The sequence below is a fragment of the Streptomyces sp. NPDC088254 genome (assembly GCF_044740925.1).
Taxonomy (GTDB): Bacteria; Actinomycetota; Actinomycetes; order Streptomycetales; family Streptomycetaceae; genus Streptomyces.
In genome coordinates this window covers 102821-116728 of the sequence record NZ_JBIURQ010000015.1, presented here as the reverse complement: position 1 = coordinate 116728, position 13908 = coordinate 102821, and the positions used below count along the sequence as shown (strand labels likewise).

The following is a 13908-nucleotide window of genomic DNA, read 5'->3' as shown; positions in this document are numbered from 1 at the left end:
CTTCCCTACGGCGCCTGGGGGCCGCACAAGTGTCGCCCCAGGCCGCCTCTCTGTCGAGAACACCGTACGCCCCGACCGAGGCCGTGCCGGAGGGGCCGGGTGACAATGGCGGAGACGAGAGAGGGACGGTACACCGGTGCAGTGGAACTTGGTCATACCCGTGAAGCCTCTGGCGCTGGCCAAGAGCAGGCTCGCGGACACCGCGGCCGGCGAACTGCGCCCCGGACTCGCCCTCGCCTTCGCCCAGGACACGGTGGCGGCCGCGCTGGCCTGCCCGGTGGTGCGGGATGTGGCGGTCGTCACGGACGACGTGCTGGCCGGGCGTGAACTGGCGGCGCTGGGCGCCCGCGTCGTCCCCGACGAGCCGCGCACCGGCCTGAACGGCGCGTTGGAGCACGGGGCGGCCTTGGTGCGGGCCGCGCGTCCCCGGAGCGCGCTCGCGGCGCTGAACGCCGATCTGCCGGCTCTGCGTCCACTGGAATTGGCGCGGGTACTGGACGCGGCCGCTGAATTCCCGCGCGCTTTTCTCCCGGATGCCGCGGCAATCGGCACGACCCTTCTCGCCGTCGGCCCGGACGGTGAATTGCTTCCCGCATTCGGTCCGGATTCCCGGGACCGCCACCGTGTTTCCGGGGCGGTGGAACTCCGGCTCGACGCGGTGGATTCCGTCCGCCAGGACGTGGACACCGGCGAGGACCTGCGGGCCGCCCTGGCCCTGGGCGTGGGCCCCCGCACGGCCGCGGCGGCCGCGCGGCTGCTGATTCCCGGGCAGTAGGCTGCCGTCATGCAGGCCACCGCGTACACGTACGACCCCGGCAGCCGCAGCGGACAGGTGCTGCTGGACGACGGCACTCCGGTTCCCTTCGACGCGCCGGCGTTCGACGCGGGCGGGCTGAGGCTGCTGCGCCCCGGTCAGCGGGTGCGGATCGAGACCGAGGGCGAGGGGGACGCGCGGCGGATCACGCTCGTGACGCTGCAGACGTTCTGACCGGCGCCCGGCGGGAGCGTCAGGGGCGCGGGTTCGCGGGGGGCGTGACGCGCGTGCGGACACGCCGCGGGCCGGGCTCCACGAGGGAGTCCGGCCCGGCGTGTGAGTGCCCCTGAACCCTTACGCCTGGCGGGCGGCAGTGGTCTTCTTGGCGGTGGTCTTGCGCGCGGTCGACTTCTTGGCGGGGGCCTTGACGGCGGTCGCCTTCTTCGCCGGGGCCTTCTTCGCCGTCGTCTTCTTCGCGGTGGCGGTCTTCGCGGCGCCGGTCTTCTTCGCGGCAGCGGCCGTCTTGCCCGTCGTCTTCTTCGCGGTCGTCTTCTTGGCGGCCGAGGTCTTCTTCGCGGCGGCCGTCGTCTTCTTCGCGGGGGTGGTCTTCTTCGCGGCGGCCTTGGTGGTGGCCTTCTTCGCGGCGGCCTTCTTGACCGTCGCCGTGGCACCGCCGCTCAGGCTGCCCTTGGGAGCCTTCTTGACGGAGACCTCGCCGCCGCGCGGGAGCTTCTTCGAGCCGCTCACCAGGTCCTTGAAGCCCTGGCCGGCGCGGAAGCGCGGCACGGACGTCTTCTTGACCCGAACCCGCTCGCCCGTCTGGGGGTTGCGGGCGTATCGCGCCGGACGGTCGACCTTCTCGAACGAACCGAAGCCGGTGACCGAGACCCGGTCCCCGCCGACGGTCGCGCGGACGATGGCGTCCAGGACCGCGTCGACCGCGTCGGCGGCCTGCTGGCGGCCGCCCAACTTGTCGGCAATCGCTTCTACGAGCTGCGCCTTGTTCACGTCTTCCCCTTCGGAACCTCGCCAGAACGAAAGTGTTCAAGCTTTTTCGCACGTTAGGCAGATATATACCGCAAATCAAACACGAAACGGGCTAATCACCCTTGTGCCGCAACGAAATCGGCTGCTCCGGAGGCGATCAGCGCTCCTCTTCAGGCATTCGTCCCTGATCGAGGTCCGCCATGAACCGCTCCAGCCGCCTTGTCGCATCGGCGAGATCGTGCTTGGCCGCGGCCGTAATGACCAGCAGCTTCCGGGCCAGCGCCATCCGTACGCCCTCCGGGACTTGCAGTGCGCGCACTCGTGAGTGCGCTTCCTTGAGTTGGTTCGCGACCGCCGTATAGAGCTGGAGTTGGCCGTCGTGTTCCATGCACAGATTGTGCCATCTGGGGCGAGTTGTCGCCCGCCCAGGGGGCAACTGCCGCCTGGGACAGCCGTCCGGGCGACTGCGGAGATCGCGTCCACACACCTCGCGTACCCCGGCAACCACCTGCTTAACGTGGGAAGTTGGGAGGAACCGCGAAGACTCGCCGAGGTGTACGACGACGAAAACGGCCGTACCCCCGATCGGAGTGATCGGGGGTACGGAAGGGTTTCGCGGTGGCCGGATCTCGCCCCTGCCGACGGGCGGCGCCGGGACAGCCCCCTGAGGGGTCCTTGCGGATCAGACCGTGAGCGTCCGCGGCTTGTACGACGGGCGCTTGGCCTCGTAGGCGGCGATGTCGGCCTCGTTGCGCAGGGTGATGGAGATGTCGTCCAGCCCGTTCAGCAGCCGCCAGCGGGAGTTCTCGTCCAGCTCGAAGGGGGCGGTGATGCCCTCGGCGCGCACCTCACGCGCCTCAAGGTCCACGGTGACCTCAGCGGTCGCGTCCTTCTCGGTGAGCTCCCACAGCGCGTCCACGGTCTTCTGCTCCAGGACCACCGTGAGCAGGCCGTTCTTCAGCGAGTTGCCGCGGAAGATGTCGGCGAAGCGGGAGGAGATCACGGCCTTGAAGCCGTAGTTCTGCAGCGCCCACACGGCGTGCTCGCGGGAGGAGCCGGTGCCGAAGTCGGGGCCGGCGACCAGCACGGTCGCACCCTGCCGCTCGGGGCGGTTGAGGACGAACGACTCGTCCTTGCGCCAGGCCTCGAACAGCCCGTCCTCGAACCCGTCCCTGGTCACCTTCTTGAGCCAGTGGGCGGGGATGATCTGGTCGGTGTCGACGTTGGAACGGCGCAGCGGGACGGCCCGGCCGGTGTGCGTGGTGAATGCTTCCATGACTGATCAGACTCCAGCGGGCGTGACGGGGGCGTCGTCGGACAGGTCGGCCGGGGAGGCCAGGTGGCCCAGGACCGCGGTGGCCGCGGCGACCTGCGGCGACACCAGGTGCGTACGACCGCCCTTGCCCTGCCGGCCCTCGAAGTTGCGGTTGGAGGTGGACGCGGAGCGCTCTCCCGGGGCCAGCTGGTCGGGGTTCATGCCGAGGCACATCGAGCAGCCCGCGTGCCGCCATTCGGCGCCGGCGTCCTTGAAGACGACGTCCAGGCCTTCGGAGACGGCCTGCAGACCCACGCGCGCGGAGCCCGGGACGACCAGCATCCGTACGCCGTCGGCGACTTTACGGCCCCGGACGATGTCGGCGGCGGCCCGCAGGTCCTCGATACGGCCGTTGGTGCAGGAGCCTACGAAGACGGTGTCCACGCTGATCGAGCGCAGCGGCTGCCCGGCCTCCAACCCCATGTATTCCAGGGCCTTTTCGGCGGCGAAGCGCTCCGAAGCGTCTTCGTACGAAGCGGGGTCGGGGACATCCGCCGAAAGCGGCGCGCCCTGGCCGGGGTTGGTGCCCCAGGTGACGAACGGCGACAGTTCGGATGCCTTGATGACGACCTCGGCGTCGAACTCGGCGTCGTCGTCGGTCTTCAGGGTCTTCCAGTACGCGACGGCCGCGTCCCAGTCCTCGCCCTTCGGGGCGTGCGGACGGCCCTCGAGGTAGGCGAAGGTCGTCTCGTCGGGGGCGATCATGCCGGCCCGGGCGCCGGCCTCGATCGACATGTTGCAGATGGTCATCCGGGCCTCCATCGAGAGCTTCTCGATGGCGGAGCCGCGGTACTCCAGGACGTAACCCTGGCCGCCGCCGGTGCCGATGCGGGCGATGATCGCCAGGATCAGGTCCTTGGCGGTGACGCCCTCGGGCAGTTCGCCGTCGACCGTGATGGCCATGGTCTTGGGGCGGGTCATCGGCAGCGTCTGGGTGGCCAGCACATGCTCGACCTGCGAGGTGCCGATGCCGAAGGCCAGTCCGCCGAACGCGCCGTGCGTGGAGGTGTGGGAGTCGCCGCAGACGACGGTCATGCCCGGCTGGGTCAGCCCCAGCTGCGGTCCGACGACGTGGACGACGCCCTGCTCGACGTCGCCGAGCGGGTGCAGCCGGACGCCGAACTCGGCGCAGTTCTTGCGCAGGGTCTCCAGCTGGGCGCGGGAGACCGGGTCGGCGATGGGCTTGTCGATGTCGAGGGTCGGAGTGTTGTGGTCCTCGGTCGCGATGGTGAGGTCGAGGCGGCGCACCGGCCGGCCGTTCTGGCGCAGTCCGTCGAAGGCCTGCGGGCTGGTCACCTCGTGCAGCAGGTGCAGATCGATGAAGAGGAGGTCGGGCTCGCCCTCGGCGCGCCGGACGACGTGGTCGTCCCAGACCTTCTCCGCGAGTGTCCTACCCATCGCTTTCCCTCCGGCCGGCGGAAGTCGCCCGGCCCAACTAGAGATCTTGTGGAGGCGGCACCCTGTCCCGGTCCCCGGGCGCTCGCCGCCGGGCCCGTTGGTCTGCGGGCCGCTGTAGGTCCAAGGGTTGCGCGTCTCACTGAAAATTGAACTTGCGTTTCACAGAGTGAGACGGGAATATCGTTTCATGGACAACAGTAGCGGCGTCGGCGTTCTGGACAAGGCAGCCCTCGTCCTGAGCGCTCTGGAGTCCGGTCCGGCCACCCTCGCGGGCTTGGTCGCGGCGACCGGACTGGCACGACCCACGGCCCACCGGCTGGCCGTGGCACTGGAACACCACCGCATGGTGGCGCGCGACATGCAGGGCCGGTTCATCCTCGGTCCGCGGCTTGCCGAACTGGCCGCCGCCGCGGGCGAGGACCGTCTGCTCGCGACCGCCGGCCCGGTGCTCACCCACCTGCGCGATGTGACGGGCGAGAGCGCGCAGCTCTACCGCCGCCAGGGCGACATGCGGATCTGCGTGGCCGCGGCGGAGCGCCTGTCCGGCCTTCGGGACACGGTCCCGGTCGGCTCGACGCTCACGATGAAGGCGGGCTCCTCGGCGCAGATCCTGATGGCCTGGGAGGAGCCCGAGCGCCTGCACCGCGGACTGCAGGGCGCCCGCTTCACGGCGACGGCCCTGTCGGGCGTACGGCGGCGGGGCTGGGCCCAGTCGATCGGCGAGCGCGAGCCGGGCGTGGCGTCCGTCTCCGCGCCCGTGCGCGGCCCCTCCAACCGGGTCGTGGCCGCCGTCTCGGTGTCCGGCCCCATCGAGCGTCTGACCCGCCACCCGGGGCGGATGCACGCGCAGGCCGTCATCGACGCGGCGGGCCGCCTCTCGGAGGCGCTGCGCCGCACGGGCTGACCGGAAAGCCAGAACCACGTTCCTCCGGGGCCGGCCTCAACGCCGCGGCGGGCCACGGAGGAACGATCACATGACGCGCTCGGGGCGGCGGCGTCCCGCGAACCGGCCTTGTCCGTCGCACAACGCGAGCGGCTCCCCGCCTCAGCTGAGGTGGGGAGCCGCTGTCTTGTACCCCCGACCGGATTCGAACCGGCGCTACCGCCTTGAGAGGGCGGCGTGCTAGGCCGCTACACAACGGGGGCGAGGATCTTGCAGGCGTCCAAAACGGCACCGCCGCAGATCCGAGCTGGTCTACCAGGACTCGAACCTAGACTAACTGAACCAGAATCAGTCGTGCTGCCAATTACACCATAGACCAATGTGGTTTAGACCAGTTTGTACCCCCGACCGGATTCGAACCGGCGCTACCGCCTTGAGAGGGCGGCGTGCTAGGCCGCTACACAACGGGGGCCCTAGCGATCCTGCATCGAGGTGAGCGGGAGCTACCCGAACTCTCCCCGCGGGAAGGATCTGTACCCCCGACCGGATTCGAACCGGCGCTACTGCCTTGAGAGGGCAGCGTGCTAGGCCGCTACACAACGGGGGCTTCGTGGAGCAGATCTCCACTGGTGCAGATGAGCTCTGCGAGCTGGCCTACCTGGACTCGAACCAAGACTAACTGAACCAGAATCAGTCGTGCTGCCAATTACACCATAGGCCACTGGAACGCCGACCCCGGAAGGGATCTTGTTCTAGTTCGCTCCCCCGGGTTCCGGCCTTTTCGGCCCGCTCCCCGGCGGCGCAGAAGGAACATTACCCGAAGGTGGACTGCGCTCCAAAACGGGTATCCGCGCCGAGGATCGCCGGGAGTTCGGACAGGTCGGCGATGCGGTGCCGCCCGGAGGGGAGTTCGACGGTGGCCGTGCCGCCGTGGCGGTCGACCCACACGGAGAGCAGGCCGGCGTCGGCGGAGCCCTGGCCGTCGATCTCCGGGTGGTCGCCGACGTACGCCACCTCGTGCGGGGGCAGCCGGAGCGCCTCGCAGGCCGCGAGGAACGCGGCGGCCTGCGGTTTCGCGACGCCGAGTTCGGCCGCGCACAGGATCGCCTCGAAGCGGTCGTGCACGCCGAGGACGCGCAGCTTGCGGTCCTGGACGTGGATGCTGGAGTTGGAGAGCACGGCGTGGCGGTGGCTGGTGGCGAGGGCGTCCAGGACGGGCAGCACGTCGGGGAAGAGCGCCCAGGCCGCCTCGTAGTGATCCATGTAACGCCGGAACCAGACGTCGGCCTCCGCGTCGGTCATCTCACGGCCCAGGAAGACCCGCACCCGGTCGCGGCGCTGCCCCTCGAAGGTGACCTCGCCCGCCTCGAAACGCCGCCACTGCCGGTCGGTGACCTCCCGCCACCGGACGACGGCGGCCTCGGGGGTGTCGTACGCGGCCAGGAGTCCCTCGACGTCCAGATGCCTGCGCATGCCCTCCCGGTCGGCGCTCGTGTAGTCGAAGAGGGTGTCGTCGACGTCCCAGACAACCGCGCGAATCGTCATGGCCTCGACGGTAGCGCGTGCGTGAGGGGCGGCGCCCGGGCTCTTTCCGGACACCGCCCCTCACGTGGTGCGCGTTACGACGCCAGCCTGGCCAGGGCCGCGTCGATGCGGGTCAGGGTCTTGTCCTTGCCCAGGATCTCCAGGGACTCGAAGAGGGGCAGGCCGACCGTGCGGCCGGTGACGGCGACGCGGACCGGGGCCTGGGCCTTGCCGAGCTTGAGGCCGTGGGCCTCGCCGGCCGCGAGGACGGCCTCCTTGAGGGACTCGGCGGACGTCCAGTCGGCCGACTCCAGCTTCTCGCGGGCGGTGCGCAGCAGGGCCTCGCTGCCCTCCTTCATCGCCTTGGCCCAGCTCACCTCGTCGAAGACCGGCTCGGGGAGGAAGAGGAAGTCGACGTTGTCGGTGATCTCGGAGAGGACCTTCAGCCGGGTCTGCGCGTGCGGGGCGATCGCGTGCCACTTGCCCTCGTCGAAGTCCTCCGGCGCCCAGGGCGCGAACGGGGCCTTCAGCCACGGGGTGCAGCGCTCGGTGAAGTCCTTCACGTCGAGCAGCCGGATGTGGTCGGCGTTGATCGCCTCGCACTTCTTGAGGTCGAAGCGGGCCGGGTTGGGGTTGACGTCCGTGACGTCGAAGGCCGCGACCATCTCGTCGGTGGAGAAGACGTCCTGGTCGGCCGAGAGCGACCAGCCCAGCAGGGAGAGGTAGTTGAGCAGCCCCTCGGGGAGGAAGCCGCGCTCCCGGTAGAGGTTCAGGCTCGCCTGCGGGTCACGCTTGGAGAGCTTCTTGTTGCCCTCGCCCATGACGTACGGCAGGTGGCCGAAGGCCGGGATGCCCTTGGCGACGCCCAGTTCGATCAGCGCCTTGTAGAGGGCGATCTGGCGGGGGGTGGAGGAGAGCAGGTCCTCGCCGCGCAGGACGTGGGTGATCTCCATCAGGGCGTCGTCGACCGGGTTGACCAGCGTGTAGAGCGGGGCGCCGTTGGCGCGGACGATGCCGTAGTCCGGGACGTTCTCCGGGGTGAAGGTCAGCTCGCCGCGGACCAGGTCGGTGAAGGTGATCGCCTCGTCGGGCATGCGGAAGCGGACGATCGGCTCGCGGCCCTGGGCCTGGTACTCCTCGACCTGGGCGGCGGTCAGCTCACGGCAGTGGCCGTCATAGCCGGACGGCTTGCCGGCGGCCCGGGCGGCCTCGCGGCGGGTGTCCAGCTCCTCCTGGGAGCAGTAGCAGCGGTAGGCGTGGCCGGCGTCGAGCAGCTTCTGCGCGACGTCCTTGTAGAGGTCCATGCGCTGCGACTGGCGGTACGGCGCGTGCGGGCCGCCGACCTCGGGGCCCTCGTCCCAGTCGAAGCCCAGCCAGCGCATCGAGTCGAGCAGCTGCTCGTAGGACTCCTCGGAGTCGCGGGCGGCGTCGGTGTCCTCGATGCGGAAGACCAGGGTGCCCTGGTGGTGCTTGGCGAACGCCCAGTTGAACAGGGCGGTGCGGACCAGGCCCACATGGGGGTTACCGGTGGGCGAGGGACAGAAACGGACGCGTACGGGGGAGCCGGGTGCGCTAGCCACGCTTGACAACCTTGTTGGTGAGAGTGCCGATGCCTTCGATGGTGACGGCGACCTCGTCGCCGACGTTGAGGGGGCCGACCCCTGCCGGGGTGCCCGTGAGGATCACGTCGCCGGGGAGCAGCGTCATGGCCTCGGTGATGTTGACGATCAGATCCTCGATGGGGTGGATCATCTCGCTGGTGCGGCCGAGCTGCCGCTGCCGGCCGTTGACCGTGAGCTGGACGGTGAGGTCGGACGCGGCCTTCAGGTCCAGGTCCGTCTCCACCCACGGGCCGAGCGGGCAGGAGCTGTCGAAGCCCTTGGCCCTGGCCCACTGCTTCTCGCGCCGCTGGACGTCACGCGCGGTGACGTCGTTGGCGCAGGTGTAGCCGAGGATGACGTCGGCGACGCGTTCGCGCGGGACCTCGCGGCACATGCGGCCGATGACGACGGCGAGCTCGGCCTCGTGGTGCAGTTCCTCGGAGAACGGCGGGTACTGGATGTTGTCGCCGGGCCCGATGACCGAGGTCGACGGCTTGAAGAAAGCGAACGGGGCGTCGGGGACGTCGTGGCCCAGTTCACGCGCGTGCTCGGCGTAGTTGCGGCCGAAGGCCACGACCTTGTTGGGCAGCACGGGCGGGAGCAGCCGGACCTTGCTCATCGGCACCCTGGTGCCGGAGAGCTCGTGTTCCGCGAACGGGATGCCCTTGATGATGTTCAGGACGAGCTCGTCCGGCTTGTCGCCTTCGACCGCGCCGAAGGCGACGTTCCCGTCGATGGAGAACCTGGCGATGCGCACGGGTTGGTTGGCCCCTTGCTGAGCTGGCGGGAGTCTGACGGTCCAGGCTAACGCGGAAGGGCGTCCCCGGCCGGGGACGCCCTTGACATCCGTGGACGGCCGCCTTGAGCATCCGGCGGCCGGCGCGCGTACTACTCCGCGGAGGCGGCGAGTGCCGCGACGGGTACCTCGTTGAGGATGGTGCGCTTGGGGTTGGCGGTCTGGGCCGGGAGATCGACGGCGTGCTCCCTCTGTTCGAGGAGCCGCAGCTCGTCGGCGTCCTTGAGGTGCGCCAGCGTCGTACGCTGCGGGTTGGCGATCTTGTGGAACATCGCGGTCGTCTTCACTGTTCTACGTAGCCCTGTTCTCTTCGGGCGCCGGGAGGGCCGTCGGCGGACCTCCGCAGGGGCGCGGCTTGTCGGATTTGCCATATCTGTAAAGGCTCAGGCTATGCACGCCATTCCCGGGGAAGGCGTGAAGGTCTCATGATCTGCGTGTGAGTTTGCTCACGAATCCCCACCCAATTCGGTCAAATCAGGCCCACCCGCGGGCATGAGGAAACGGACATCGGCATACCGAACCACCCATTTCGCTCCTGATCATGGCGACTGGGACACGTCCCTGATCCCAGACCTTCGCCCGCCTTTGTCCGCATTGCGAGAGAACACTTTCTACATGCGGTAATCCACCCCTCACGGACTGTCACTCATGTCACAGCCCGGCCACCAAGCCTTGTTGGAGATCCGGCACTGTGCTGGAATCTCACGGACCGCCGCTGGAACTGGCCGGCGCGCAGGGCGCACAGCAGCGCCGAGCGGCGGCGAGAAGGGGGAGCCAGCGCCGGTCCATCACGACCGTTAGAGGGGCCGCATTCAGGGCACCCCTCAACACGCCGACACCGTCCTTCCGTTCACGCGGGGGGCGCCTGGTCCAGAGGTTGCGACGCTAGTGCAGGGACGTTTCAAGAGGGATGGCAGCGCTTCGGCGGAGCCGGAGCCGCACGGCGGGACTGGCCCCACGGCCGGCAGCTCCTCGCCCCAGCACGCCCAGAATCCGGGCCAGGCCTCCGGTGACGGCGGCGGCCGCTCCGGCACGTCCGCGTCCGCGGCCGCGCTCCCCCAGACTCCGACGGTGAAGCCTCCGGCCGCCTCCCCCGGCACCGGCTCCCGTGTCGCTCTGCGCAACTGGCGCATCTCCACCCGACTGGTCGCGCTGCTGACCCTGCCCGTGGTCGCGGCCACGACGCTGGGCACGCTGCGCATCAGCCAGTCGATGGACGACATCCAGCAGCTCGACAACATGCGGCTGCTCACCGACATGACCAAGCAGGCCACCGAGCTGGCCAGCCGCCTCCAGGAGGAGCGCGACAAGTCCGCCGGCCCCCTCGCCCACGGCGCGAAGGAGACCGACGCGACGATCAAGGGCGTCCGGGAGAAGACGGACCAGTCGCTGGCCGCGTTCAGCGACTCCTCCGAGGACATCGACGCCGCCAGCTCGGACGACAACCTCCAGGGCGTCCGCGACAGCCTCGTGGGTCTGCTCGGCGACCTCGGCAACATCGCCAAGGTCCGCAAGGCGGCCTACGCGGAGCAGAACAACTCCACCCAGACGGTGGAGGCGTACCACCGCCTCATCACCTCGCTGCTCGACCTGTCGCAGGACATGGCGCAGGCCACCAGCAACCCGGAGATGATCCAGCGCACCCGCGCGCTGGCCGCCTTCTCCTCCGCCAAGGAGTACGCCTCCGTCCAGCGGGCCGTCCTGTCGGCCGCCCTGCCGGCGAGCAACACCCAGCTCGGCAAGCTCTCCGAGAACGACCGCCAGTACGGCGACGCCGCGCTGCAGAACCAGGACTCCGAACTCGCGAGCTTCCGCAGCATCTATGGCGACGACGACGCCGAGACCCTGCTGGAGCCCGTCGAGCAGGGCAGTCCCACCATCGAGGACGCGGACACCTACGCCACCCGGGCCCTCGGCTCGGCCACCGGTCTGCAGTCGCTGAACAAGCGGTCGTACCAGGACTGGTTCGACGCCAGCACCACCAAGATCCAGCAGATGAAGAACATCGAGACCACGCTGCTGGAGCAGATGGAGCAGAAGGCCCGCGAGCTGCGCGCCGAGTCGGAGCAGGAAGCGATCATCTCCGGTGCGCTGATCCTGCTCGTGCTCGGCGTCTCGCTGGTCGGCGCCTTCGTCGTCGCCCGGTCCATGATCCGCTCGCTGCGCCGCCTCCAGGAGACCGCCACCAGGGTCGCCCAGGACCGGCTGCCCGAGCTGGTCAAGCAGCTGTCCGAGTCCGACCCGCAGGACGTCGACACCTCCGTCGAGTCGGTCGGTGTGCACTCCAGGGACGAGATCGGCAAGGTGGCCGCGGCCTTCGACGACGTGCACCGCGAGGCCGTCCGTCTCGCCGCCGAGCAGGCCCTGCTGCGGGGCAACGTCAACGCGATGTTCACCAACCTCTCGCGCCGCTCCCAGGGCCTCATCCAGCGTCAGCTCTCGCTCATCTCCGAACTGGAGTCCCGCGAGGCCGACCCGGACCAGCTGTCCTCGCTGTTCAAGCTCGACCACCTCGCGACCCGTATGCGCCGTAACGGTGAGAACCTCCTCGTCCTCGCGGGTGAGGAGCCCGGCCGGCGCTGGACCCGCCCGGTCCCGCTGGTCGACGTGCTGCGCGCCGCCGCGTCCGAGGTGGAGCAGTACGAGCGCATCGAGCTGGCCTCGGTGCCGACCACCGAGGTCGCCGGCCGGGTCGTCAACGACCTCGTGCACCTCCTCGCCGAGCTGCTGGAGAACGCCACCTCGTTCTCCTCGCCGCAGACCAAGGTCAAGGTCACCGGTCACGCGCTGCCCGACGGCCGGGTGCTGATCGAGATCCACGACACCGGCATCGGCCTCTCCCCCGAGGACCTCGCCGCGATCAACGAGCGGCTCGCCTCGCCGCCCACCGTGGACGTCTCCGTCTCCCGCCGCATGGGCCTCTTCGTGGTCGGCCGGCTGTCGCAGCGGCACGGCATCCGCATCCAGCTGCGCCCGTCCGACTCCGGTGGTACGACCGCGCTGGTCATGCTGCCCGTCGACGTCGCCCAGGGCGGCAAGAAGCCGCAGCCCAAGCCCGGCCAGGGCGCGGCCTCCGGCGGTCCCGCCGCCGCGCAGGCCGCCGCCGGCGCCGCTGCCGCCCGCCGTCAGGGCGGTCAGCAGGGCGGTCAGCAGGCCGGCGCGCTCGGCGGTGGCGGCGCCTTCGGCGGCGGCAACAGCGGCCGCCTGCCCGCCGGTCAGGGCCCCCGGGCCGCGCTGCCCGGACGGGACGGCGGCGGCCGTCCGAACAACCCCCCGCGCGGACCTCAGCCCCCCGCCTCGCCCCAGCAGGGGCGCCCGGCCCCGGCGGGCGCCGGCTTCGGCGGTCAGGCCCCGGGCGCCCCGCAGGGCCTCCAGGCGGCCGGTACCGGCGCGCCCTCCCAGGGTCAGGACCTGTTCGGCGGCGGGCGTCCGCCGTCCGCGCAGCGCCCCCAGGACAACCGGTCCGAGCAAGGCGGCCGCGGCCGTCAGCCGCAGCTGGCGCCGCGCGGCGGACCGCGCGCCGAACTGCCGGGCGGCAACCGGCCGCCGCGCGGGAACGTCGGTACCAACTGGGCCGACGACGGTTCCTACCCGCCGGCCGCGCGCACCCCGCTGGACGCCCCGCGCGGCCACGAGGAGCCGGACGCCGCCCAGACCGCGCAGATGCCGCGCGTGAGCGACCGGGGTCCCGGCTCCACCGCCGAGATACCCGCGCTCCCCCGCATCGACGAGCGCCAGGGCACGGCCGGCCCCGCCGACTTCATGCGCCCGGCCGGCGGCCAGGGCACGGGTCAGTACCCGGCGGTCAACGGCGGCCAGGGCAACGACCGTCACCAGGACACGGGCCAGTTCCCGGCTCCCGACGCGGGCGGCCAGCAGGACGGCTTCGTCCGCTCGGACGTCTTCGGCTCCCCGGGCGCCCAGAACACCCCGGCGGACCAGGGCCGGTTCGCGGCTCCGCAGGCGTACGACAACGGCTCCACCGGCCAGTTCGCCGCACCGGGCTACGACAGCGCCGCTCCCGGGCAGCCCTCGCTGCCCGCCCGTCAGGACCCCGCGTCCACGGGCCAGTACCAGCGGCCCCAGAACGACACCGCGGGCAACGGCTACGGCTCCCCACAGCAGCAGCCCGCCCCGCAGCGTCACGCCGCCCGCCCCGAGCCGGAGGCGCTGCCGCCGGCCCAGGGTCCCGGCGACGGCCGTACCCCGCTCTACGACACCCTGGAGACCAACTGGTTCCACGGTGCCCAGGGCGAGGACGGCAACGGCGCGGCGCCGGCGCCTCAGCGGCAGCAGCCGCAGGCTCCCGCCGCACCCCAGCGTCCCGCGGCCACGGGCGCCACGACCTCCTCGTGGCGCACCTCGCCCAACGACGAACTCGTCCGTCAGGCCGAGCGCGTCCGGCAGCCGGCCGCGGGCGGCGTCACCACCTCCGGCCTGCCGCGCCGGGTGCCCCGGGCGAACCTCGTCCCGGGCACGGCTCAGCAGCAACAGCACCAAAGCGGTCCGCAGGTCTCGCGTGCGCCTGACGACGTACGCGGACGGCTGACCAATCTTCGTCGGGGCATCGCACAGGGTCGTCAGGCCGGCAACGGCTCGACCGGCAGTTTCCCCAGCCCCACTCACCAGCAGGAGCGTTAGTTGAGCCAG

12 protein-coding genes and 5 tRNA genes are annotated in these 13908 nt (G+C 70.7%); 4 read left to right on the top strand and 13 right to left on the bottom strand.

Annotation, left to right across the window (positions count from 1 at the left end; translation table 11 throughout):
• Positions 1-136 precede the first annotated feature (136 nt).
• Both cofC and ACIOC0_RS36105 read left to right on the top strand, forming a co-directional pair.
• Positions 137-775 (top strand): 2-phospho-L-lactate guanylyltransferase, encoded by a 639-nt coding sequence (cofC, locus tag ACIOC0_RS36110; RefSeq protein ID WP_402160468.1) that lies wholly within the window; start codon positions 137-139, stop codon positions 773-775.
• Between the two features lie 9 nt (positions 776-784).
• Positions 785-988 carry a hypothetical protein gene (locus ACIOC0_RS36105; RefSeq protein WP_130443192.1) on the top strand — a complete coding sequence of 68 codons (204 nt, stop codon included), beginning with the start codon at positions 785-787 and terminating at the stop codon, positions 986-988.
• A gap of 120 nt (positions 989-1108) precedes the next feature.
• On the opposite strand, the gene ACIOC0_RS36100 is transcribed toward ACIOC0_RS36105, so the two are convergent.
• The 4 genes from ACIOC0_RS36100 to leuC all read right to left on the bottom strand — a co-directional run bounded on the left by ACIOC0_RS36100 (position 1109) and on the right by leuC (position 4454).
• Entirely contained in the window at positions 1109-1762 is a 654-nt protein-coding gene (locus ACIOC0_RS36100; protein ID WP_402160465.1) for an HU family DNA-binding protein, read from the bottom strand.
• 136 nt (positions 1763-1898) lie between these two features.
• Positions 1899-2129 (bottom strand): hypothetical protein, encoded by a 231-nt coding sequence (locus ACIOC0_RS36095; RefSeq protein WP_130443196.1) that lies wholly within the window; start codon positions 2127-2129, stop codon positions 1899-1901.
• A gap of 294 nt (positions 2130-2423) precedes the next feature.
• Positions 2424-3017: a 3-isopropylmalate dehydratase small subunit gene (leuD, locus tag ACIOC0_RS36090; protein WP_402160463.1), complete on the bottom strand. Its 594-nt coding sequence runs from the start codon at positions 3015-3017 to the stop codon at positions 2424-2426.
• A gap of 6 nt (positions 3018-3023) precedes the next feature.
• The gene (leuC, locus tag ACIOC0_RS36085) at positions 3024-4454 is read right to left on the bottom strand and encodes a 3-isopropylmalate dehydratase large subunit (RefSeq protein ID WP_352247190.1); all 1431 of its coding nucleotides are present in this window, start codon (positions 4452-4454) and stop codon (positions 3024-3026) included.
• Between the two features lie 187 nt (positions 4455-4641).
• Between leuC and ndgR the strand changes: the two genes are divergently transcribed.
• Positions 4642-5358 (top strand): IclR family transcriptional regulator NdgR, encoded by a 717-nt coding sequence (gene ndgR / locus ACIOC0_RS36080; RefSeq protein WP_010984119.1) that lies wholly within the window; start codon positions 4642-4644, stop codon positions 5356-5358.
• 169 nt (positions 5359-5527) lie between these two features.
• On the opposite strand, the gene ACIOC0_RS36075 is transcribed toward ndgR, so the two are convergent.
• The 9 genes from ACIOC0_RS36075 to ACIOC0_RS36035 all read right to left on the bottom strand — a co-directional run bounded on the left by ACIOC0_RS36075 (position 5528) and on the right by ACIOC0_RS36035 (position 9545).
• Positions 5528-5600, bottom strand: a tRNA-Glu gene (locus ACIOC0_RS36075).
• Positions 5601-5644: 44 nt separating this feature from the next.
• Positions 5645-5716, bottom strand: a tRNA-Gln gene (locus ACIOC0_RS36070).
• 20 nt (positions 5717-5736) lie between these two features.
• A tRNA-Glu gene (locus ACIOC0_RS36065) sits at positions 5737-5809 on the bottom strand.
• A 62-nt stretch (positions 5810-5871) separates the two neighbouring features.
• A tRNA-Glu gene (locus ACIOC0_RS36060) sits at positions 5872-5944 on the bottom strand.
• 42 nt (positions 5945-5986) lie between these two features.
• Positions 5987-6058, bottom strand: a tRNA-Gln gene (locus ACIOC0_RS36055).
• Between the two features lie 92 nt (positions 6059-6150).
• Complete coding sequence (locus ACIOC0_RS36050; protein WP_402160460.1) at positions 6151-6882, bottom strand: HAD family hydrolase; 732 nt, start codon at positions 6880-6882, stop codon at positions 6151-6153.
• Between the two features lie 74 nt (positions 6883-6956).
• Positions 6957-8441 carry a glutamate--tRNA ligase gene (gene gltX, locus ACIOC0_RS36045; RefSeq protein WP_402160457.1) on the bottom strand — a complete coding sequence of 495 codons (1485 nt, stop codon included), beginning with the start codon at positions 8439-8441 and terminating at the stop codon, positions 6957-6959.
• A complete protein-coding gene (locus ACIOC0_RS36040; RefSeq protein WP_402160456.1) occupies positions 8434-9219 on the bottom strand; it encodes a fumarylacetoacetate hydrolase family protein in 786 nt (261 codons plus the stop codon). The genes gltX and ACIOC0_RS36040 overlap by 8 nt, the downstream gene beginning before the upstream one ends.
• Before the next feature lie 131 nt (positions 9220-9350).
• The gene (locus ACIOC0_RS36035) at positions 9351-9545 is read right to left on the bottom strand and encodes a hypothetical protein (RefSeq protein ID WP_165430469.1); all 195 of its coding nucleotides are present in this window, start codon (positions 9543-9545) and stop codon (positions 9351-9353) included.
• A 601-nt stretch (positions 9546-10146) separates the two neighbouring features.
• Here ACIOC0_RS36035 and ACIOC0_RS36030 point away from each other — a divergent pair.
• Complete coding sequence (locus ACIOC0_RS36030) at positions 10147-13899, top strand: nitrate- and nitrite sensing domain-containing protein (protein WP_402160454.1); 3753 nt, start codon at positions 10147-10149, stop codon at positions 13897-13899.
• Positions 13900-13908 lie beyond the last annotated feature (9 nt).